The 18,979-nt window shown below is 73.3% G+C and carries 21 protein-coding genes and 1 pseudogene; 14 read left to right on the plus strand and 8 right to left on the minus strand.

The window, feature by feature from the left end:
* Nucleotides 1-32: 32 nt before the first annotated feature.
* Nucleotides 33-569 (minus strand): SRPBCC family protein, encoded by a 537-nt coding sequence (locus OG435_RS23675; protein ID WP_266879480.1) that lies wholly within the window; start codon nucleotides 567-569, stop codon nucleotides 33-35.
* Between the two features lie 177 nt (nucleotides 570-746).
* Between OG435_RS23675 and OG435_RS23680 the strand changes: the two genes are divergently transcribed.
* Entirely contained in the window at nucleotides 747-1,397 is a 651-nt protein-coding gene (locus OG435_RS23680; RefSeq protein WP_266879482.1) for a TetR/AcrR family transcriptional regulator, read from the plus strand.
* Nucleotides 1,398-1,417: 20 nt separating this feature from the next.
* Here OG435_RS23680 and OG435_RS23685 read toward each other — a convergent pair whose 3' ends face one another.
* The gene (locus tag OG435_RS23685) at nucleotides 1,418-2,338 is read right to left on the minus strand and encodes a pirin family protein (RefSeq protein ID WP_266879484.1); all 921 of its coding nucleotides are present in this window, start codon (nucleotides 2,336-2,338) and stop codon (nucleotides 1,418-1,420) included.
* Between the two features lie 250 nt (nucleotides 2,339-2,588).
* On the opposite strand from OG435_RS23685, the gene OG435_RS23690 reads away from it, so the two are divergent.
* From OG435_RS23690 to OG435_RS23705, 4 genes are all read left to right on the plus strand, one after another.
* Complete coding sequence (locus tag OG435_RS23690; protein WP_266879486.1) at nucleotides 2,589-3,170, plus strand: NADPH-dependent FMN reductase; 582 nt, start codon at nucleotides 2,589-2,591, stop codon at nucleotides 3,168-3,170.
* A gap of 148 nt (nucleotides 3,171-3,318) precedes the next feature.
* Nucleotides 3,319-4,302 (plus strand): NADPH:quinone reductase, encoded by a 984-nt coding sequence (locus OG435_RS23695; RefSeq protein ID WP_266879488.1) that lies wholly within the window; start codon nucleotides 3,319-3,321, stop codon nucleotides 4,300-4,302.
* A 94-nt stretch (nucleotides 4,303-4,396) separates the two neighbouring features.
* Nucleotides 4,397-5,863: an MFS transporter gene (locus OG435_RS23700; protein ID WP_266879490.1), complete on the plus strand. Its 1,467-nt coding sequence runs from the start codon at nucleotides 4,397-4,399 to the stop codon at nucleotides 5,861-5,863.
* A gap of 31 nt (nucleotides 5,864-5,894) precedes the next feature.
* Nucleotides 5,895-6,644, plus strand: coding sequence for a hypothetical protein (locus OG435_RS23705; RefSeq protein ID WP_266879491.1), 750 nt, complete (start codon nucleotides 5,895-5,897; stop codon nucleotides 6,642-6,644).
* A 9-nt stretch (nucleotides 6,645-6,653) separates the two neighbouring features.
* On the opposite strand, the gene OG435_RS23710 is transcribed toward OG435_RS23705, so the two are convergent.
* Both OG435_RS23710 and OG435_RS23715 read right to left on the minus strand, forming a co-directional pair.
* Nucleotides 6,654-7,064: a PPOX class F420-dependent oxidoreductase gene (locus OG435_RS23710; protein ID WP_266879493.1), complete on the minus strand. Its 411-nt coding sequence runs from the start codon at nucleotides 7,062-7,064 to the stop codon at nucleotides 6,654-6,656.
* Between the two features lie 97 nt (nucleotides 7,065-7,161).
* Nucleotides 7,162-7,530 carry a winged helix-turn-helix transcriptional regulator gene (locus OG435_RS23715; RefSeq protein ID WP_266879495.1) on the minus strand — a complete coding sequence of 123 codons (369 nt, stop codon included), beginning with the start codon at nucleotides 7,528-7,530 and terminating at the stop codon, nucleotides 7,162-7,164.
* A 102-nt stretch (nucleotides 7,531-7,632) separates the two neighbouring features.
* On the opposite strand from OG435_RS23715, the gene OG435_RS23720 reads away from it, so the two are divergent.
* Nucleotides 7,633-8,286, plus strand: a complete 654-nt coding sequence (locus OG435_RS23720; protein ID WP_266879497.1) for an FMN-dependent NADH-azoreductase — start codon at nucleotides 7,633-7,635, stop codon at nucleotides 8,284-8,286.
* A gap of 13 nt (nucleotides 8,287-8,299) precedes the next feature.
* Here the strand turns inward: OG435_RS23720 and OG435_RS23725 are convergent, their stop codons facing one another.
* Nucleotides 8,300-8,926 (minus strand): LysR substrate-binding domain-containing protein, encoded by a 627-nt coding sequence (locus OG435_RS23725; protein WP_323187889.1) that lies wholly within the window; start codon nucleotides 8,924-8,926, stop codon nucleotides 8,300-8,302.
* A gap of 21 nt (nucleotides 8,927-8,947) precedes the next feature.
* Here OG435_RS23725 and OG435_RS23730 point away from each other — a divergent pair.
* A pseudogene (locus OG435_RS23730) lies at nucleotides 8,948-9,088 on the plus strand (RNA-guided endonuclease TnpB family protein); the annotation flags it as partial.
* Nucleotides 9,089-9,269: 181 nt separating this feature from the next.
* On the opposite strand, the gene OG435_RS23735 reads toward OG435_RS23730, so the two are convergent.
* The 3 genes from OG435_RS23735 to OG435_RS23745 all read right to left on the minus strand — a co-directional run bounded on the left by OG435_RS23735 (nucleotide 9,270) and on the right by OG435_RS23745 (nucleotide 11,689).
* The gene (locus OG435_RS23735) at nucleotides 9,270-9,842 is read right to left on the minus strand and encodes a GNAT family N-acetyltransferase (protein ID WP_266879499.1); all 573 of its coding nucleotides are present in this window, start codon (nucleotides 9,840-9,842) and stop codon (nucleotides 9,270-9,272) included.
* Nucleotides 9,839-11,068 (minus strand): DUF1266 domain-containing protein, encoded by a 1,230-nt coding sequence (locus tag OG435_RS23740; protein ID WP_266879501.1) that lies wholly within the window; start codon nucleotides 11,066-11,068, stop codon nucleotides 9,839-9,841. The genes OG435_RS23735 and OG435_RS23740 overlap by 4 nt, the downstream gene beginning before the upstream one ends.
* Before the next feature lie 228 nt (nucleotides 11,069-11,296).
* Complete coding sequence (locus OG435_RS23745; protein WP_266879503.1) at nucleotides 11,297-11,689, minus strand: ATP-binding protein; 393 nt, start codon at nucleotides 11,687-11,689, stop codon at nucleotides 11,297-11,299.
* A gap of 209 nt (nucleotides 11,690-11,898) precedes the next feature.
* Between OG435_RS23745 and OG435_RS23750 the strand changes: the two genes are divergently transcribed.
* The 7 genes from OG435_RS23750 (at nucleotide 11,899) to OG435_RS23780 (ending at nucleotide 18,964) form a co-directional block, all read left to right on the plus strand.
* Complete coding sequence (locus OG435_RS23750) at nucleotides 11,899-12,762, plus strand: helix-turn-helix domain-containing protein (RefSeq protein ID WP_266879505.1); 864 nt, start codon at nucleotides 11,899-11,901, stop codon at nucleotides 12,760-12,762.
* Between the two features lie 4 nt (nucleotides 12,763-12,766).
* Nucleotides 12,767-12,943, plus strand: a complete 177-nt coding sequence (locus tag OG435_RS23755; protein ID WP_266879507.1) for a DUF397 domain-containing protein — start codon at nucleotides 12,767-12,769, stop codon at nucleotides 12,941-12,943.
* Nucleotides 12,940-13,431 carry a GNAT family N-acetyltransferase gene (locus OG435_RS23760; protein WP_266879509.1) on the plus strand — a complete coding sequence of 164 codons (492 nt, stop codon included), beginning with the start codon at nucleotides 12,940-12,942 and terminating at the stop codon, nucleotides 13,429-13,431. The genes OG435_RS23755 and OG435_RS23760 overlap by 4 nt, the downstream gene beginning before the upstream one ends.
* Nucleotides 13,432-13,474: 43 nt before the next feature.
* On the plus strand, nucleotides 13,475-14,683 hold the full coding sequence (locus OG435_RS23765; protein ID WP_266879511.1) for an FAD-dependent monooxygenase: 1,209 nt from the start codon (nucleotides 13,475-13,477) through the stop codon (nucleotides 14,681-14,683).
* Between the two features lie 303 nt (nucleotides 14,684-14,986).
* Nucleotides 14,987-15,820, plus strand: a complete 834-nt coding sequence (locus tag OG435_RS23770) for a hypothetical protein (protein WP_266879513.1) — start codon at nucleotides 14,987-14,989, stop codon at nucleotides 15,818-15,820.
* Nucleotides 15,821-15,946: 126 nt separating this feature from the next.
* Nucleotides 15,947-16,777 (plus strand): hypothetical protein, encoded by an 831-nt coding sequence (locus tag OG435_RS23775; protein ID WP_266882016.1) that lies wholly within the window; start codon nucleotides 15,947-15,949, stop codon nucleotides 16,775-16,777.
* Between the two features lie 186 nt (nucleotides 16,778-16,963).
* On the plus strand, nucleotides 16,964-18,964 hold the full coding sequence (locus OG435_RS23780; RefSeq protein WP_266879515.1) for a C1 family peptidase: 2,001 nt from the start codon (nucleotides 16,964-16,966) through the stop codon (nucleotides 18,962-18,964).
* Nucleotides 18,965-18,979: the final 15 nt, after the last annotated feature.

Below are 18,979 nucleotides of genomic sequence, written 5' to 3' on the forward strand. Positions count from 1 at the left end.
TCGCCTCTCGGGCCGCTCGCCGCCCGATGGGCTCAGGCGGTCTTCTCGATGACCGGCTTGACGCGCTGCAGGGTCTCGGCGAGGTCGCCGGCCACCTTCTCGCCCCACTCGGCGAAGAACTTCTGCTGGGCGTCGGCGTCCATCTCGGCGGTGATGCCGACGATTCCCTCCGTGGCGGTGCCCATCCGGAAGTGGTGCGTGAGGAGGCTGCCCGCGCCCTCGGCCTCGATGGAGAAGCCCCAGACGCTGTCCTGCTTCACCCCGGAGCTGTTGTGCATGGCCCACTGGAAGGTGCGGCCGGCTTCGGCCTCGACGACCTCGGCGTGGGTGGTCCACTTGCCGCGCACCACCGGGGCCCAGGAGACGACGTCCTCGCTGCGCTGGTTCTCGCCGCGGAAGACCGATCCGACCGCGCCGGGGGCGCCGGAGGCCCATTCGCCGCCCAGGCATTCGGGGCTCCAGTCGCCGCTGCGGGCCAGGTCGCTGACGACCGCGTACACCTCGGCCGGGGTGGCCTGTACGTGGATCTGGGCTCGCGACCCGAAGAGGGGCGTCTGGGTCTCGCTCATGGAAATGGCCTCCTGGAAAGTCCGCTCGAATGCTGTGGCTGGTTCGAATTCCCCGGCCGGCGCCCGTTCCGGCGCCTTCCGATGACTGAACCATACAGTTCAGTTCAGTTGAACGCAACGGTTCAGTTCAGTTGGGACCTAGACTGGATTCCCACCGCCGAGGAGTAGGGGATCGACATGAAGGCGCGCACCACGGCAGAGCAGCCCGCCGTCCCCACCGGGGCCCGCGCCGCGCGCAAGCGCCAGGCCATCCTGGAGGCGGCGCGCACGGTGTTCCTGCGCGACGGCTTCGGGGCCGGCATAGACCTGCTGGCCGCGGAGGCGGGGGTCTCCAAGGTGACCGTCTACAACCACTTCGGCAGCAAGGAGAACCTCTTCAACGCCGTGATCGGGCAGACGCTCGACGAGGCGCTGGAGGTGGCCCAGTCGGTGATTCAGGCCAAGCTCGCCGAGTCAGACGACATCCGCACGGACCTGGTGGAGGCGTGCCGCACCTGGGTCGCGGGCCTGACAGCACCCGATGTGCTGGCGCTGCGCAATGTGATCGCGGGGGAGCGCCACCGGTTCCCCGAGCTGGGGAGCGCCTGGCAGGAGGAGGGTCCGGGCCGCCAGCACGCCACCTTGGCCACGGCCCTCGGCCGCCTCAACGACCGCGGTCTGCTCCGGATCCCGGACATGGAGCTGGCGGTGCTCCAGCTCTCGGGCCTGGTGCTGTCCCCGCACCTGGTCTACGGCGTGTACGGCACCGCCCTGGACGAGGACCTCGCGGAGCGTCTCGTACAGGGCGGTGTGGCGATGTTCCTGAACCAGTACGGGGTCGACCAGTAGGGCCGGCCGCCCGGCGCCGGTCAGTCCTCGTACCGGCAGTCCTCGTACCGGCCGAGGCGGTCGTTCGCGTAGTCGTCGAAGGCCCGGTCGATCTCCTGTGGGGTGTTCATGACGAACGGGCCGCTGCGGACCACGGGTTCGCCGATCGGCTCACCGGACAGGAAGAGCAGGTCGGCGCCGACCGGCCCGCCCTCGACCCGGACGCTGTCGCCGTCGTGCGCGAGGACGGCCAGGTCCCCGTCGACGAGTTCCCGCGAGGCGGCCTTCCCGCTGCCGGACAGGACGTACACGGCGGCGTTGCGGCCCGCCGGAGCGGGGAGTACGGCGCTGCTGCCCGGGGCCACCGACGCGTGCACGACGGTCACCGGCACCAGGGTCGGGAAGGGTCCGGTCACGCCGAGCGCCGTGCCCGCGATGACCTTGAACCAGGAGCCGTCGAGCTCGCGGACGACCGGGATCAGCTCGGCGCCGCGGTGGCGGGTGCGGGGGCGGACCCCCTTGAGGCGGGCGGGCAGATTGACCCAGATCTGCAGGTGGTGCTGGAGGCCGCCGGCCTCGCGGAAGGCCGCGGTCGGCCGCGCCGTGTCCAGCACGCCCGCGCCGGCCGTGAGCCACCGCACGCCGCCGGGACGTACGACGCCGCGGCTGCCCGTCGAGTCCGCGTACTCGATGTCTCCGTCCAGGACGTACGCGATGCTCTCGAAGCCGCGGTGCGGGTGCTCGGGGTCGCCGCCCCTGGGCTCGCCCGGTCCGAGGGCCACGGGGCCGACCTGGTCGACCGTCAGGAAGGGGTCCAGCTGCGGGATGCGCGGTGTGGGGACGGAGCGGCGCACCGGGAATCCCTCGCCCTCCAGGGCGCGGACCGGCTGAAGCACGTCGACCACCGAACGGCTCGCGGCGGCGGTGGGGGTGGGGTCGGTTGCGGAACCGGGCGTGGTCATGATGCCTTCTCTCTTGGTGGTCGGACGTCGTCCTGCCGTCCCTCCCGAGTTTTCTGAACTATACAGTTCAGTTCAGTTGTCTCGCAAGGCCGGACGTCACCGCATCCCGGACAGCTGACAGATACGCCGGTACGCGGTTGAAGCCCACCCGCGCCTGCGGCCAGACTCCCGCACATCCCACCGACTTCTGCGCACGGGCCTGCCGGGCACGGCGTTCACCGCTCATGTCACCTTCACGGAAGAGAAGTTCATGCCCGATCTCAAGATTCTGGCCATCTCCGGCAGTCTGCGTGCCGCCTCGCTCAACAGCGCCCTGGTGCGCGCCGCGCAGAAGTTCGCCCCCAGTGGCCTGTCCATCGAGATCTACGAGGGCCTGCGCGAGATTCCTCCGTACGACACGGACCTCGACAACGCCACCCCGCCGGCCGCGGCGACCGACCTGCGCCGCCGCATCACCGAGGCGGACGGCCTGTTCATCGCCACCCCCGAGTACAACTACGGCATCCCCGGCGTCCTGAAGAACGCGCTGGACTGGGCGAGCCGCCCGATCGCCCCCTCGCCGGTCTCCTCGCTCGCCGCCAAGCCGATCGCGATCGCGGGCGCCGCGCCGACCAACTTCGGTACGGTCCGCGCCCAGCTGGCGCTGCGCCAGTCGTTCCTGTGGACGGACTCCAAGGTCGTCGGCAAGCCGGAGCTCCAGATCTTCCGGGCCCACGAGCGCTTCGACGAGTCCGGCAATCTGACCGACGAGATCACCATCGGCCTGCTCCGGCAGCTGCTCGACGCGCTCGCCGCGAAGATCCGCGAGACGCGGGCCGCCGAGTCCGTCTGATCCCCTGATCCCCCCACACCCCCGAAGGGCCGCCCGTCCCCCGCGCGGCCCTTCGGTCTTTTCATCACCGGCCCCCTCCCGGCGAGGAGTTGACGAAGCCTCCTCCGCGCCCTGCGTGCGGGGCGGGGCGGCTTGGGAGGATCGGGTCATGCGCGCAGCCTTCATCGAAGAACTCGGTCCCGCCGAGAACATCCGCTACGGCGAGATCGCCCCTCCGGCCCCCGGCCCGACGGACGTTCTGGTCGAGGTCGAAGCGGTATCCGTCAACCCGGTCGACACCTTCGTGCGGTCGGGCCTCTTCCGCACCCCGGTCGAGTTCCCGTTCGTCATCGGCCGCGACCTCGTCGGGACGGTCGTATCGGCCGGTCCCGGAGCCCCGGGCTTCGCCGTCGGCGACCGGGTCTGGTCCAACAGCCTCGGCCACGGGGGCCGTCAGGGCGCCGCCGCCGAACGGGCCGCCGTTCCGGCCGACCGGCTCTACCACCTGCCCGCCGGCGTGGACCCGGCGGAAGCGGTCGCGCTGGTGCACCCCGCCGGCACCGCCTACCTCGCCCTGTTCACGCACGGCCGGGTCCGGGCCGGCGAGACCGTACTGATCGCCGGAGCCGCCGGGAACGTGGGCAGCGCCCTCGTCGTCATGGCCGTCGAGGCGGGAGCCCGGGTCATCGCCACCGCCTCCGCGCGCGACGCCGAACACTGCCGCCTCCTCGGCGCGACGGCGGTCCTCGACTACAAGGACCCCGAACTGGCCGACCGCATACGCGAGATCAGCCCGCGGGGGATCGACCTCCATGTGGACACCTCCGGCACGAACGACCTGACCGGCGCCGTGGGCGCACTCGCCCACCGCGGCCGCATCGTGCTCCTCGCCGGTGCCCGCTCCCAGCCGGTCCTGCCGGCCGGAGCGCTCTACATGAAGGACGGCTCGATCGTCGGCTTCGTCATCTCCCACGCCACCACGGCGGAACTCGCCGAAGCCTCCGTGTCGATCAACCGCCTGCTGGCGAGCGGCCGGCTGCGCGCCCGCTCCGTCGAGCGGGCCTCCCTGGCGGAGGGGGCCCGGACCCACCGGCGCATCGAGGACGGGGAACTGCACGGCAGTCGAGTGGTGCTCCTGCCGAAGGCTTCGTAGATCCCTGGGACCCCTGGGGTCCGTCGGCTCAGGACCTGACGGACTGGCGCCCGGCCCACGGCGGTGCCCGTGAGCCGCTGCCAGACTGCGCGGCATGGACGACTTGCCTCAGGGGCCACCCGCCGCGCCCGGTACGCGGGTGCCCTTCGCGACCCTCGCCGCGGTGCAGCTCCTGCTCAACGCATCGGTCTCGGTCGCCTTCGCCTCCGGACCGGCCATGCAGCGCGAACTCGTCCTGAGCCGTGGCGACCTCGTCCTCGTCAGCGCCTTCTACGGTCTGGCCTTCAGCGGGCTGCTGCTGCTCGGCGGACGGCTCACCGACCGGATCGGATGGCGCCGCCTGTTCACCCTGGGCACGGCCCTGTTCGGCGCGGCGTCCCTCGCCGCGGCGCTGGCCCCCGCCCCCTGGGTGCTGCTCGCCGCCCGCTTCGTACAGGGCTGCGGGGCCGCGCTCGCCGCGCCCCCGGCCATGGCACTGCTGCGCGGGGTCTTCCCCGAGGGCAGGGCCCGGGCCGCGGCGCTGGCCGTCTGGGGCCTGCTGTCCAGCCTGGGCGCCGCGCTCGGCATCATCCTCAGCGGGGCACTCGTGACCTGGCTGTCGTGGCGGTGGACCTTCGGACTGTTCGCGGCGGCGGCCGTGGCCGTGCTCGTGCTCACCCCCCGGGTGCTGCCGACCGGTCCCGCGCCGGTACGGGTACCCGTGGACTTCCTCGGCGCCGTACTCGCCACCCTCGGCCTCTCCACCTCCGGCTACGGCCTCGTGATGGTCGGGCCGCAGGGCTGGGCCTCGGCGCGGGTCCTCGTACCCCTGGCCCTGGGCGCCGTACTCCTCGCCGCCTTCGTCCTCGCCCAGCAGCGCGTCCGCGCCCCCCTGCTGCCGCTGTCCTTCCTCGCCTCGCGGTACCGCGTGACCGCGCTGCTCTGCGCGCTGCTCGGCCCGGCCATCGGCGCGAGCACCGCCTTCCTGCTGGCCCTCTGGTTCCAGCAGGAACGCGGGTACTCGGCGCTGCAGAACGCCCTGGCCTTCGTTCCCTACAGCGCGACGCTGCTCGTGGTCGCCTTCCTCGCGGGCCGGGTCGTCGCCCGCCACGGCGTCCAGGCGGTCGCGGTGACGGGACTGGCCGTCATCGCCTCCGGCCTCCTGCTCATCGGGAGCGCGGGACTGCGTACGGGGTCGACGCCGACGGTGCTGCTGGGCCTGGTCGTCCTGTCGGGAGGCATCGGCACCCTCATGTCCGCCGCGGTCGTGGGGACCGTCGCCGGTGTCCCGGAGGAGCGGTCCGCGCTCGCCGGAGCCGTGGTGAACACGGCCATCCTGGCCGGGCCCACCGTCAGCCTCGCCCTGATCACCTCCGCGGCCGACGCCCGTACGGCCTCGCTGCTGGCCATCGGCGATCCGGCGGCCGTGCCGGGCGGCTACGCCTTCGGATTCGAGGTGGCCGCCGCGGTCTTCCTGCCGGCCATCGGCCTGGCCCTGTACGGACTGCGGGCCGCCCCGCGCCGGCCCGGCCCCGCCGCTTCGGAGGGCGAACACCGGGTGGTGCCGACTCCGGCCCGGTAGCCTCCCGGCCCAGGAAGGGGGGTGGGGCAGGGTGTCCTTCGCCGAGTTGCAGGTGTGTGCCGTCGAGGCCGCCGATGTCTCGGGCGGCGTCTGCGTGGTGCGGTGCATCGGCGGGGTGGCGCGAGCCGGGCAGGTGTACGCGGCGGGCGAGCTGCGGACCAGGCTGCGGGGGATCGAGCGGTACGGGCGCACGGTCGGGTCCTTCGACGCGGGGCACGTGGCGAAGGTGCACCTCACCGGACCCGTGGTCGCGCTGCTCGCCCGCGGGCAGGTGCTGACGTACGTGCCGCCGGACGGGCACGCGCTGGCCGAGCTGGAGGACTGGCTGGCCACCGGGCCGCCCTTGCTGGAGGAGCCGCATTCGGAAACGCTGCGGTGCCTGGCCACGCGCTCGATGCAGAACGACGAGCTGTCCGACGGGGTGCGGCTGCGCTGGGCCCGGGTCGCGCTGGCCGCCCTCGACCGGCTGGGCCGGCCGGAGGAACGGCCGTACGTACACGCCTACGTGATCGGACACCTCGGACCCGGTGAGCCCGGGGACTCCGACCGGGACCCCGCCGCCCTGTGCCGGGACGTGCTGGCCCACTTCGAGCTGACCCCGGACCAGGCGGCGGCGCAGGCCAGGGGCTGGCGGGACCTGCCGCGCCCCGACATCCTCCGGCTGCGCCGCATCAAGAACCTGATCCGCTGTACGGAACCGGCCCGGCCGTACCTCGCGGAGGGCGACCCCCTGGCGGCGGCGGTGGACGCCTGGACGGCGGTGCGGCCGGGGCTCCCGTAGGAGGGCGGGTCAGCGGGCCGCGTTGCCGAGCACCTTGGCCGGGGTGAGGCGCAGGACGACCCGTACCTCTTCGGCCGGGGCGTTCGCGTACTCCGCGCCCGCGCCCGGACCTTGGTACTCCTCCGCGATGCGGACGGCGATGGCCCGGCCGGTGTCCTCGGTGACGGTGGCGGTGCCGCGGATCTCGGCGTAGAGGAAGGGATTGGCCAGGTCGAAGACGGTGAGACCGATCCGGGCGTCCCGGACGATGTTGCGCTCCTTGCGGCGGCCGCGCTCGGTGGAGATCAGGATCTCGTCCTCGTCCCGGGTCACCCACACCACCGAACTCTGGGGACTGCCATCGGGGTTGAGCGTGGCGAGCACCGCCGGATGAGGGGCGTCGAGAAGCCCCCGCACAGTGTCGTTCAGTACAGAAGTCATGTGCGGAACGGTAAGGGGGCGGGGCGCCGGCCCGCGTGCGATTTCGCGCGGACGCGGGGCGACTACGGCAGGTCGGTCGGTGCCGGGTGGCCGCTGATCAGTAGCTCTCCCCGTCCTTGAGTAGGCACTTCTCCGCCCAGTCGCCCAGTTCCGTGAGCGCGGGCTTGAGGGCGGCGCCCCGGTCCGTCAGCCGGTAGGCCACGCGCAGGGGCGGTCCCTCGTCGACCTCGCGCAGGACGAGGCCGGCCGCGGCGAGCTCGACCAGGCGGTCGGAGAGCATGCGCTCGCTGATGCCGGCGATGGACCTGCGCAGGTCCGCGAAGTGGACGGGGCCCTCCATCAGCGAGGCCAGGATCACGCCGGTCCAGCGCTTTCCGAGCAGCCCGAAGACCTGGGTGATGCCGTCGCTCACCCGGCTGCAGGCCCCGGTGTCCTGGTGCTTCGTCTTGCCCGCCTCGTCCGCCATGGCCTCAGGGTACTACCCGCGACTTAGGGGGTGAGAAAAAGTAAGTGACTGTGTTATGAATAGTGACGTACGAAAATGCACCCGCCCATCTTGGAGGCCGTCATGGTCACGCTTCTGCACCTGGACTCGTCCCTGAACCCCGCCGGTTCCACCTCGCGTGCGGTGACCGCCGCCTTCCGCAAGGCCTGGGAGGAGCAGAACCCCGAGGGCACGGTCGTCTACCGCGACCTGGCCGCCGAGCCCGTACCGCACCTGGAGGGCCTCGCCGTGTCCGCGGCCTTCGCCGACCCCTCCACGCACACCCCGGAGCAGGCCGCGGCCTTCGCCGAGCGGCTGAAGCTGGTGGAGGAGCTGGAGCGGGCGGACGCCGTGCTGATCGGCGCCCCGATGTACAACTTCTCGATCCCCTCCACGCTGAAGGCATGGCTCGACCAGGTCATCCTGATGGGCCGCACCGCCGGCCCCGAGTCGCCCCTCAAGGGCCTGCCGGTCACCGTCGTCGCCAGCCGCGGCGGCTCCTACGCGGCGGGCACCCCCCGCGAGGGCCTGGAGTACGCGACGAACTACCTGGAGGGGGTGCTGACCGAGTTGATCGGCGCCGAGGTCGACTTCATCGTCCCCGAGCTGACCCTGGCCACGTCGGTCCCGGCGATGGCCGAGCTCATCCCGCTCGCGGAGGCCTCGTACGCACGGGCGCTCGCGGACGCGGACTCGAAGGGCAAGGCGCTCGAGACGCGCATCGCGTCGGCGGCCTGAAGTCGGAGCGGCCTCAGGCCGAAGCCGACCGCCTCGGCGCCGCGCCCTGCCGGAGCGCTTCGAGCAGGGCGCGTACGGGGGGCCGGCCCAGGGACACCTTGCGGACCGCCGCGTACACGGACCGGACCGGACGCGGATCGCGGACCGGGCGTACGACGACCCCCGGATGGCGGCCGCCCGCCACGGCCGGCGTCCCCGACCCGGGCCCGGGGCCCAGGCCCATCCGCGGCATGAGGCCGATGCCGAGGCCGGCCGCGACGAACCCCTGCGCCGTCGGGTAGTCCTCGCTCTGCACCACGAAGTCCGGGCTGAAGCCCGCCGCCGCACAGGCTTCGAGGACCGGCTCCAGGCAGGGTCCGGGCGGTTCGCTGCCGACCCATTGCTCGTCCGCGAGTTCCACGAGGGCGATCGTCTCCCTGGACGCGAGCCGGTGCCCGGCCGGGAGCACGGCGTCGTACGCGTCGTCGAGCAGGTGGACCAGCTCCACGTCCTCGCGCGGCCGCGTCCGCGGCGCGATGACCAGGGCCAGGTCCGCGCGGCCCTGCTCCACCTCCAGCAGCGGGTCCTCGGGGTCGGTCATCCGCAGGTCGATCCGCACGCCCGGATGGTCGCGGCGCAGCCCCGCCAGAGCGGGGGCCACCAGCGCCGCGCCCGCCGTGGCTGCGGCTGGTCGGGCAACGCCGACTGGAACGCGGCCCGCAACGTCTTGCACCTGTACCGGATGGGCCACGCGCTCATCCCGGCTGCCGGAAGGGCAGTCGTCAGGCGCGCGAAGCGCGTCAAGCCCACTGCCGCAAGGTAAGCAGGAATCTCCCGGCTTCAGCCGGGAGAACACTTCAACTGATGTTCTCGTTCCTCTTCGGCTACAGCTTCACCCTCCAGTCGGACTCCGCCGCACGCGAGGCCGGCTGCCCGACACGCTCCTTGCCTGCTCCGCGCGGTCACCCTCGCGCGTCTCCCGCGGCGCTGAGGGCTGCCCGCCTTCAGTTCCGCAGGTCGAGCAGCATCACGTCACGGAGGTAAGCGTCCGGGCCCGCGTCGGTGCTCGGGGGCCGGGCCTCGCCGATCTTGCGGTAGCCCCACGCCCGGTAGGCGGCGGAGGCCGCCGCGGCCTCCTGGTGGACCTTCAGCAGCACCCGCTCGGCCGTGATGCCTTCGAGCAGCGCCGTGTGCAGCCGCCGCGCCACGCCCTGTCCGCGCCACGGCCCGCGCACGGCGAGCTCGATGAGCCCGAAGGTACGGCGGCCGTCCTCCCGCCGTACGGCGTCGGGCACGGGCTCGGTGAGTTCGTCCCACCACACCGCGTCGGGCTGGAGCGTCCAGCCGTAGGCCATGCCGGCCGGTTCGCCGTCCGGGGTACGGGCCAGGGCCGCGCGGAAGGCGGGCCTGCGCGTCTGTGCGGGGAAGCGGAGGCGGGCGGCGGCGACCTCCTCCTCCGTCTCGTGGTGCGGAGCCTCCGCGAAGGCCTCGGCGTAGACCAGCCCGAACGCGTCCGCGGCCCGTAGCGCGGCCGGGCCCTGCATGCACTCCGTCGTGAGGCTTCCCTGCTGCGTCATGAGGCTCCTTCGGGCGTCCGCCAGGGGATGTTGAGCCAGGGGCTCGCCGGATCGGTGGCCAGGGTGAGGTGCGCGGCCAGTGCGCCCGCGTACCACTCGCCGAACTCCTCCTCGTCGAAGTGCAGACACCGTGCCAGGGCGTACCCGGCGGAGAACTCCTCCCACGAGCGGTACACCCCGCGCGCGGCCTCCCCGGCGGCCAGGACGCCGCGTTCGGCCTCGCCGAGCGTGCCGTAGCGGGCGCCCAGCCCCCAGCGGGCCATCTGCGAGGCCCGGCCGTGGTCCCAGCCCTCGACGGAGCGGACCCAGCCGTCCCCGGGGAGCAGTCCGTCGGCGCGGAACCGCTGCTCGTAGCGGGCGATCCGGCCGATCAGCCGCTGTACGCCCGCGATCTCCCCCTCCACTTCTGCGGTGGGCCGGGGCTCGGCGAGGGTGACCCCCTCGGGGGTGAGCTGCGGTTCGGCGGCCCGCTCGGCGCCCCGGCGCAGGGCGCTCGCGGCGGCGTGCCGCCAGTGCTCCGGGTCGACGGGGCCGGCGAAGTCGGAGGCGAGCAGGCGGCGCACGCGCAGCGCGAACTCCCAGACGGGACTGACCATCTCGGCCGAGAGCAGGCCGCGCAGGACCCGGTGCCAGCTCGCGGAGTCGGTGATGTCCCAGCTCTGGAGCAGGCGTTCGCGCTCGCGGGTGTAGCCGTGGCCGTGGTAGGCGAGGGCGTTCCAGAACTCCCCGTTCGTCACGGAGAGATGGGCGCCGACGGCGAGCCCGTGCGCGACGGGCCCGTGCAGCGGGCCACCGACGTGCAGGGAGTGCAGGGCTCCGGGGGCGAGCCCCCACACCGGGGCGGCGGCGTCCCAGTGGGCGCGCCAGCGGGCGAGGTCGGCGGGGGTGGTGGTGAGGTAGGCCTCGGCGGGGGAGCCGGGGTTCACGGCCAGGTGCGGGGGGTCCGCGGAGTCCCAGGCGTTCGCGAACCAGGCGAGGGACCGGGGCAGGTACACCGTGTGCGGGTCGGGGGCGGGGAGCATCCCCCGGGTGTGGACGACGAGGCAGCGCCGGTCGGGGGTGGGATGGAACCGCGCCTGCGCGGGCTCGGCGTCGACCTGGGCCCGGGACTGCGCCAGGAACAGCTCGCTGCGGGCGAGGACGTCGAGGTACCCGGCCCAGTCCCCGCGCGCCTTGGCCTCGTACAGCTCGCGCTCGATGGAACTCGGCGCCGTCCACCCATCCATGTCGATCAGCCTAACGGGGGACCCTGTGCCCTCCGCGATGAGGCTCCGGGCTCGCGGGAGAGCCCCCTGAGATTGCCGACCCGGGGGATCGGTGGAGTACTGAAAGGATCCGAGACACCCGCAGGAGGAAGGTCATGAGCTTCCTGGATTGGCTCTTTGGCGCCGACGGCAATGGTGTAGTCCAGCTGGGCTCCGAGATCTGCGGCGAGGCCTGATCACCGCTCACGCTCATCGTCCGTGCGCCAGCTCCGCCCATACGGTCTTGCCGACGACCCGGTCGTTCCATCCCCATGTCTCCGCGAGGGCTTTGACGATGTGCAGCCCGCGCCCGAACTGGTCGTAGTCGGCGACCGCCGCTCGCGGTTCGGGACGGCGCTCGCCTTTCGGATCGGTGACCTCGATGCGGAGCACTGCTCCGGTGAGCTTGACCTCGACCCGGAAGTACCGGTCCCACACGGAGCCGTGCAGCAGGGCGTTGGTGGTCAGCTCGCTGGTCAGCAGCGCCGCGTCCGCCGCCAGCTCGGGCCGCCCCCACGCCACGGCGAGCCACGCGGTGTGCCGGCGGGCGGCGGGTACGGAGTCCTGGCGGGGCGGGTAGTTCCGTACGTCGTGACGCTCCATGGCTGTGCACCTCCGGTACGGGCGGTGGCATGCCGGGCAGCCCGGTGCGCTTCCGCCAACTGACTCTGTGCGGTGAGTAGTTCGTTACCGACCGTAGGGCGGGCCGGGTCTGGGGTGCAAGCTAAAGCGGGGAAATATATCCCCAGGGAGTAGTTGTGCGGGTCGGGCCGGGCGCGGAAGACTGCCTCGGGTACGAGGAGGTCGATCAAGTGCCCACGGACAATCGGGTATCCACGGTGCTGGCGCGCCGGCTGGGCGGGGAGCTGCTGCGCCTGCGGGACGCTGCCGGCCTGACCCAGCCGCAAGCGGCGCAGGTGCTGAGTGCCACGGCGGCCAAGGTCGCCAAGATGGAGCGCGGCTGGGTTCCGTTCCGGGACCCGGACATCGTGGCCTTGTGCAAGCTCTACGGAGTGACGGACGAGGCGATGGTTCGCAGCCTGCTGTCACTGGCCAAGCTGGATCGTGAGCGTCGCAAGGCCAAGGGCTGGTGGCAGCACATGCCCATCGTGGGTGGCCTGGGCGAGTACATCGCGATGGAGGAGGTCGCCACACGCATCCGTACCTGGCATCCCGCGCTGGTCCCTGGACTGCTCCAGACCCCTGAATACGTACGGGCGTTGGGGGTCACCTCCAACTGGTCGCACCCTGACGAGATCGAGGCCCTGGTGACCTCGCGGATCAAGCGGCAGGCGCGGTTGTGGGGCGACTCGCCACTGGAGTTCCACGCGGTGCTGTGGGAAGCCGCCTTGCGCCACCAGGTCGGCAGCGTCGAGGTGATGCGGGCGCAGTTGGACCACCTCGTGCAGATGGCGAAGCTGCCGCATGTCCACGTGCAGGTCCTGCCCTTCCGGGCGGGAAGGCACCACGGCGTCGACGGTTCGTTCAACATCGTCTCCTTCGCGGAGCCCGGGGCGCTGGACGTCGGCTATGCCGAGACCATCGGATCTACCCTGTGGGCAGAAGGGGCGGAGGCGAACGAGGCGTACGGCCGGGCCTTCGCCCGGGTGTCACGGCTGAGTCTTGCGCCGCACGACTCCGTGAGCCTGATCGATGCCATCAGCAAAGGTATGTAAGCCCGTGAACGAGTACGAGTTCGTGAAGTCCAGCTACAGCAGCGACCAAGCCAACACGGAGTGCGTCGAGGTGGCCACCAACGTGGTCGGGACCGTCGCCGTCCGGGACAGCAAGAACGCCGACGGGCCCGTGATCCGACTGACCCCCGCCGCCTGGGCGGCCTTCGCGGCCTTGGCGTGATCATCCGGACCGGCCGGCTGACCCTGCTGCCCCTGGAGGCCGCGCACGCGCAGGAGATGGCCACCGTGCTCGGGGATCCGGAGCTGCACCGCTATGTCGGCGGAGCCCCCCTCACCGAGCCGGAGCTGCGCACGCGCTACGCGCGACTCGCCGCCGGGTCGCCGGACCCCGCCGTCACCTGGTGGAACTGGGTGGTGCGGCTCGACGGCGCCGGCCGCCTGGTCGGCACCGTGCAGGCGACCGTGAGCGGCGGCGTCGCCGAGGTCGCCTGGGTGATCGGCACGCCCTGGCAGCGGCGCGGCATCGCCGCCGAGGCCGCAGCCGGGCCGGTCGGGTGGCTCCGTACCCAGGCGGCGGTGCACGCCGTCATCGCGCACGTGCACCCCGACCACACCGCATCCGCGGCCGTCGCCCGCGCGAGCGGCCTCACCCCCACCGACCAGCGGCACGACGGCGAGGTCAGGTGGGAGCACCCGGAGCGCCAGTAGGGTGTCGGGCCCCGGGGGGACTCGTCACGGCGGAGGAGCGGCCATGCGGAGCGGTACGGGTTCGGTCGCGGTGGTCGGAGGTTCCATCGCGGGCTGTGCGTTCGCCACGGCCGCCGCGCGGGCCGGCGCGGCCGAGGTGGTGGTGCTGGAGCGCACGCGCGGGCGGCTCGCGGACCGGGGGGTCGGGCTGTGCGTCCACGACGACCGGGCCGTCGAACTGCGCGCGAGCGGGGCGCTGCCCGAGGGGATTCCCGCGCACCGGCTGGAGCGCCGCCGGTGGGTGGTGCGCGACCCGCAGGCGGGGGCGGGCGGCCGGCTGATCTGGGAGCAGCCGTTCCCGTTCCACTCGTACCACTGGGGACAGCTCTGGCGCGGGCTGCGCGAAGCGGTCCCGGACGCGGTGGTCTACCGGCAGGGCGAGACGGTGACGGGCGTGGCCGGGGACGGGGAGGTGCGGCTCGCGGGCGGCGGGGCCGAGCGGTACGACCTGGTCGTCGGCGCGGACGGCTACCGGTCCGTGGTGCGCGGGGCGGTCTGCCCCGAGTCCCGGCCGCACTACGCCGGGTACGTGTGCTGGCGCGGCAACCTCGACGCGGGGCGGCTGCCGGCGGACGCCGTGGACCCGCATCCGGCGGCGGTCACCACCGTCTGCTTCTCCGGCGGCACCTGCGTCATCTACCGCATCCCGGGGCCGGACGGGCCCCGGGTGAACTGGGTCCTCTACGCCCCGCCGCCGCGGAACGGGCAGTTGCGCTACGACGACCCGACGAGCTTCCCGCCCGGCGGGCTGACCCCGGAGCTCACGGAGCACCTCGGGGCGCTGCTGGAGCGGGAGTTCCCGCCGTACTGGGGCCGGGCGCTCGCGGCGACGGACCCGCGGGACACCTTCGTCCAGCCGATCTACGACCTGGAGACCGCCCGCACCACGGCCGGCCGCCTGCTGCTGGCCGGGGACGCGGCCAGTGTCGTACGCCCGCACAACACGAGCGGCGCCGCCAAGGCCCTCCAGGACGCCACCGCCTTCGCCGACGGCTGGCGGCGGGCGGACTCCGTCGAGGAGCTGCTGCGCGGGTACGAGGAGGTGCGCGGCGGGGCCGGGCGGGAGCTGGTCGCCCTGGCGCGCAGGCTCGGGCGTGCCCAGGTCGAGCGGACCCCGGCCTGGGCGGACATGAGCCGCGACGAGGTGGCGGCGTGGTGGCAGGGGCAGCTGGCGGGGGTGCCCGGGATCGGCGGGCAGTCGATGACCCCGTAGCCGGGACGGTGCCTCGTGGCGGCGGTGCCTCGTGGTGGCGGGCCCGCCTGACGGGGCATCGGCCGAGGGTGACGGTGTACACGCAGGTCACGGGCGTCCGTAGGCCGGTTGCGCGGCGTGTCGGCGCGGGGCGAACAGGGGCTCCGGTTGCGGGAGATGACGGGGTGTCCATGAGTGGACCGTGACACGTCCCATGTCACGGCCCGTGTCACGTGCCAGGTCACGTCCCGTCCCCGGCACACCCCTGACATCCCGGCATCGCTGTCCCCATCGGTGTCGGTGTCCCGCCGACAGGAGAGTCCGTTGCGCCGCCTCACCCGCTACACCGTCCCCGCCGCCCTCTGCGTGACCCTGCTGGCCGCGTCCCCCGGCCTCGCGCAGTCCGCCGTCACCCCCGCGAAGACCCCGGCGGCCTCGACCCGTCAGGCCATCCCCGGAACCGAGGCGCTGCTCGCCCAGGTGCAGTCGCTCGGCGGCGTCGGGGGGCTGCTGAAGCCGGTGACCGACCTCCTCGCGGCGGTACTGAAGTCCCCGGACGGCAAGATCCCGGAGGCGGACCTGGCCGCCTTCAAGGAGAAGATCGAGGCGGCGCTCGCGGAGCTGAAGAAGACCCTGCCCGCCGCCCCGGCCCTCCCGGTACCGGTGCCGCCGGTGGACGCGCCGAACCTCCCGGTGGACCCGCCGAAGCTGCCGGTCGAGGCCCCCAAGCTGCCGGTGGAGGCGCCGAAGCTCCCGGTGGAGGCCCCGGCACTCCCCGTAGAGGCCCCGAAGCTGCCCGTCGAGGCGCCGAAGCTCCCGGTCGAGGCCCCCAAGCTCCCCGTCGACGCGCCGAAGCTCCCCGTCGCGCTCCCCGTCGCCGCCCACAAGGCGAAGCCCGCCGTCGGCCCGCTGGACCTGGCCACCGGAGCCATCGACAAGCTCAAGGCCTCCGTCGACGGGCTCACCAAGGCCGCCGGTCCCTGCGGCTGCTCCACCGATGCCAAGGCCAAGGCCACCGACGTGGTGACCGACCTGGTCGCCGCCCTGGTCGCCCTGCTCACCGGCCTCGGTCTGCCGGGCCTCCCGCCGCTCCCGGTCCCGGCCCCGCCGCTCCCGGTCCCGGCCCCGCCGCTCCCGGTCCCGCTCCCCGTCCAGTAGCGACCGCACCCCCGGCGCTGCCCGCCCAGAACCGGCAGCGCCCGGCCGGGGCCCTCGTGGGCGGGCACGGCACGCGCTCCTGCGTTGACGGAGCCGATACCCGGTGTCCCGTACGGTCGGTCCGTGATGATCAAAACGGACAGCCCTCGCACCCTCGGCGTCCCTGATTCCGAGGCGCGGTTGCGCTTCGGTATGGAACGGCACGAGGTCGGTGGTGGGCCGCGGCGCCACGTGCTGACGGTGGACGAAGAGCCTGCTTTCGAGCTCAACTTCCCCTGCGGGACGTGCGCGTTCCTGTTCCGCCGGTTGCAGGGCGCGACGGAGAGGTTGTCCCTGGAGACCATGCAGGAACGGCTGACCGGAGCCCTGGACGATCTGGACGACGGCGGCGTGATCGAGGCGTTCGGTGCGTTGCTGCCGCAGGGCGAGTACCTTCCGCTGCTCCTGGAGGTGGAACCCCGGCTGGTCCTCCCCGGCAAGGAGGGGGACTACTTCAGCGACGAACAGGTCGCGGGGTGGGGGGTCGATCAGTTCTGGGGCCTCCCGCAGTACCCGCACACTCCGTACTACCGGACCTTCGAGACCGCCGTCGACGCGGACGCCCACCTCTACGAGTTCGTCGTGCCCATGGTTCCCCCGACGTGGAACAAGGAGCAGCGCGTCGAGGAGTACGTCGCGCTCATGGAGGGGGGAACGGTTCCCACGGCGGTGGCGATCTCCACGCTGGACCTGTGTCAGTCCGCCCTCGGCCTGGCGGACGACCCTTGCGAGCACTGGTGCCTGACTCATTTCCTCCTCGACGGCCACCACAAACTGGAGGCCGCGGCCACAGCCGGCAGGCCCGTGCGGCTCCTCTCGCTCCTGGCCCTGGGCGAGGGCATGTCCGGAGCCGAAGACTGGGCCCGCCTCCCCGCCCTGCGCGGCCGGCCGCGCTCGGCCCGAGTGACCGGTACCTGAACCTGCGCCGAAGATCACGCGTGCGGGACGACAACGGCGTACGCCCGGGCCCTCCCCGGAACCCTTGGGCCGGGCGGCAAGCGCCCCCGCGTGCCGCCGCGCGACCGTACGGACCCCCTTGACGCGCCCTCCGTGCAGGTGGACGCTCCCGGGGCTCGGATCCGTAGGTGCGTTGGGGGGGCCGGAATGCCGGAGCAGTCGGAGGGGCGTGTCCAGACGGCGGGGGAGCTGCGGGCGGTGCTCGCGGGGCGCGGGGCGCGGTGGTCCGTGAGCGAGCACCTCGCCGACGGGGATCCCGTCCCGAGGGCCTCCCTGGGCCTGGGCGCGGCCACGGCGGCGGCTGCGGAACTCACCCCCGCCGGGGCGGCGTCGCCGGTGGATCTGCGCAGCCTCGTAGGCCATGCCAGCGGCAATCCGCACCTCAACCGGCGCAGGGCGGCGCACGGGCTGCTGCCAGGCAGCGGCACCGGTACCGGAGCAGGCACCGGGACCGACACCCCCCGTGCGGCCCCGCCAACCGGGGCCCCCGCCCGGCCGTCCGCCGTGGACTGGCGCAGCCGGTGGGGACGGCCCTGGCTCACCAAGGTGAAGGACCAGAACCCGTGCAGCGCCTGCTGGGCGTTCGGGGCGGCCGGCCTGGTGGAGTCGATGGCCCGCATCGAGCACCACGTGTGGGCCGAGCGGTCCGAGGGAGACGTGCACGACGGGACGAAGGCCACCTGCGGACAGACGGGCAGCCCCGAGGCCGCCCTCGACTGGATACGGACCAACGGCGGCCTCGCGGACCCGGGCTGCTGGCCGTACTCCCCACCGCCGCCCGGTACCCCCGTCGACCGCCGGGAGGCCTGGCGGGCGGAGTACACGCCGAGCTGGGACCGTTCCGGCCGGACCGTCCGCATCACCGGGGGCCACGTCCTGCTCGGCGACGTGGAGCAGCAGAAGGTCTGGCTGGACACGGTGGGCCCGCTGACCGCCTGCTTCGACGTGTACGAGGACTTCTTCGGCCTGGGCTCCGGCGTCTACCACAGCACCAGCGACCGCCTGGCGGGCGGCCATTGCGTCCTGATCACCGGCTACGACGACGCGGCCGGCTGCTGGCTGTTCAAGAACTCCTGGGGCACCGGCTACCACGTGGGCGGCTACGGCCGGATCGCGTACGGCGAGGCGCGGATCGACGACTGGGCGAAGTGCGGGCTCCAGGGCACCAACATCGACCCCTGGAGCAAGCGCCGCCTGCACACCGGCAACGTCTACGAGAGCGGCAACGGCCGCGCCCACCGCAACTTCGAGATGGCGGCGCTCAGCGGCGGGGGCGGCGGGGGCGGCGAGGGCGAGGGCGGGGGCGGCGGGGGCTCCCTGAGCCACTGGTGGCGCGAGGGCGACGCCCCCTACGCGTGGACCCGCGCCCAGACCTTCGCCACCGACGCCTCGGGCCAGCCCGCCTTCACGGGGACCACGTACAACCGGAACATGGAGTCGCTGCACGTCACCACCGGCGGCCGGCTGCGCCACTGGTACTACGAGCACTTCGGCGGGGCCTGGCGCGACGGCGGCGCCTTCGGCCCCGGCGACGCGGCGGTCGGGTCGACCCCGGCCTTCATCCAGAGCGACTACGGGGCGCCCGGCAACTTCGAGGTGGTCGTCCGCACCGCCGACGGCCGCCTCAACCACTGGTGGCGGATCAACGGCGCCCCCTGGACCTGGAACGACGGCGGCCGCTTCGCCTCCGGCATCGCCCACTTCGGCCCGGCCCTGGTCCAGACCCGCGCCCGCCACCTCGACCTGGTCGCCACCCGCGCCGACGGCCGGATGCAGCTGTGGTGGCGCGACGACCCGAACGGGTTCGTGTGGCGCCCCGGCGAGGTCTTCGGCTCCGGCATCACCTCCGCGCCCTGCCTCATCGAGGGGCAGAACGGGGCGGCCGACGAGGACACCGCCGGGAACTACGAGCTGTGCGTGACGGCCGAGGGCGGCCGCGTCGAGCACTGGTGGCGCGGCAACGCGGGCGGCGCCGCCTGGCAGCGCTCCGCTGTCTTCGGGCACGACGTGCTGGCGGTCACCGGGATGCTCCAGGGCAGCTTCGGGTTCAACCTGGAGGTGATCGTCCTGCGCACGGACCGCCGGCTCCAGCACTACTGGCGCGACGGCGCGGGCTGGCAGGAGGGGCCGGTGATCGGCCCGGCCTAGGCCGTGGCCGCCACA

Source organism: Streptomyces sp. NBC_01264, assembly GCF_026340675.1.
Lineage (GTDB): Bacteria > Actinomycetota > Actinomycetes > Streptomycetales > Streptomycetaceae > Streptomyces.

Excerpts from the sequence above, each read along its gene's own strand:
- OG435_RS23685 (WP_266879484.1), bottom strand. The coding sequence starts at position 2,338 with ATGACCACGCCCGGTTCCGCAACCGACCCCACCCCCACCGCCGCCGCG.
- OG435_RS23775 (WP_266882016.1), top strand. The coding sequence starts at position 15,947 with ATGATCAAAACGGACAGCCCTCGCACCCTCGGCGTCCCTGATTCCGAG.
- OG435_RS23700 (WP_266879490.1), top strand. The coding sequence starts at position 4,397 with ATGGACGACTTGCCTCAGGGGCCACCCGCCGCGCCCGGTACGCGGGTG.
- OG435_RS23710 (WP_266879493.1), bottom strand. The coding sequence starts at position 7,064 with ATGACTTCTGTACTGAACGACACTGTGCGGGGGCTTCTCGACGCCCCT.
- OG435_RS23695 (WP_266879488.1), top strand. The coding sequence starts at position 3,319 with ATGCGCGCAGCCTTCATCGAAGAACTCGGTCCCGCCGAGAACATCCGC.
- OG435_RS23765 (WP_266879511.1), top strand. The coding sequence starts at position 13,475 with ATGCGGAGCGGTACGGGTTCGGTCGCGGTGGTCGGAGGTTCCATCGCG.
- OG435_RS23745 (WP_266879503.1), bottom strand. The coding sequence starts at position 11,689 with ATGGAGCGTCACGACGTACGGAACTACCCGCCCCGCCAGGACTCCGTA.
- OG435_RS23675 (WP_266879480.1), bottom strand. The coding sequence starts at position 569 with ATGAGCGAGACCCAGACGCCCCTCTTCGGGTCGCGAGCCCAGATCCAC.
- OG435_RS23680 (WP_266879482.1), top strand. The coding sequence starts at position 747 with ATGAAGGCGCGCACCACGGCAGAGCAGCCCGCCGTCCCCACCGGGGCC.
- OG435_RS23690 (WP_266879486.1), top strand. The coding sequence starts at position 2,589 with ATGCCCGATCTCAAGATTCTGGCCATCTCCGGCAGTCTGCGTGCCGCC.
- OG435_RS23715 (WP_266879495.1), bottom strand. The coding sequence starts at position 7,530 with ATGGCGGACGAGGCGGGCAAGACGAAGCACCAGGACACCGGGGCCTGC.
- OG435_RS23780 (WP_266879515.1), top strand. The coding sequence starts at position 16,964 with ATGCCGGAGCAGTCGGAGGGGCGTGTCCAGACGGCGGGGGAGCTGCGG.
- OG435_RS23720 (WP_266879497.1), top strand. The coding sequence starts at position 7,633 with ATGGTCACGCTTCTGCACCTGGACTCGTCCCTGAACCCCGCCGGTTCC.
- OG435_RS23740 (WP_266879501.1), bottom strand. The coding sequence starts at position 11,068 with ATGGATGGGTGGACGGCGCCGAGTTCCATCGAGCGCGAGCTGTACGAG.
- OG435_RS23735 (WP_266879499.1), bottom strand. The coding sequence starts at position 9,842 with ATGACGCAGCAGGGAAGCCTCACGACGGAGTGCATGCAGGGCCCGGCC.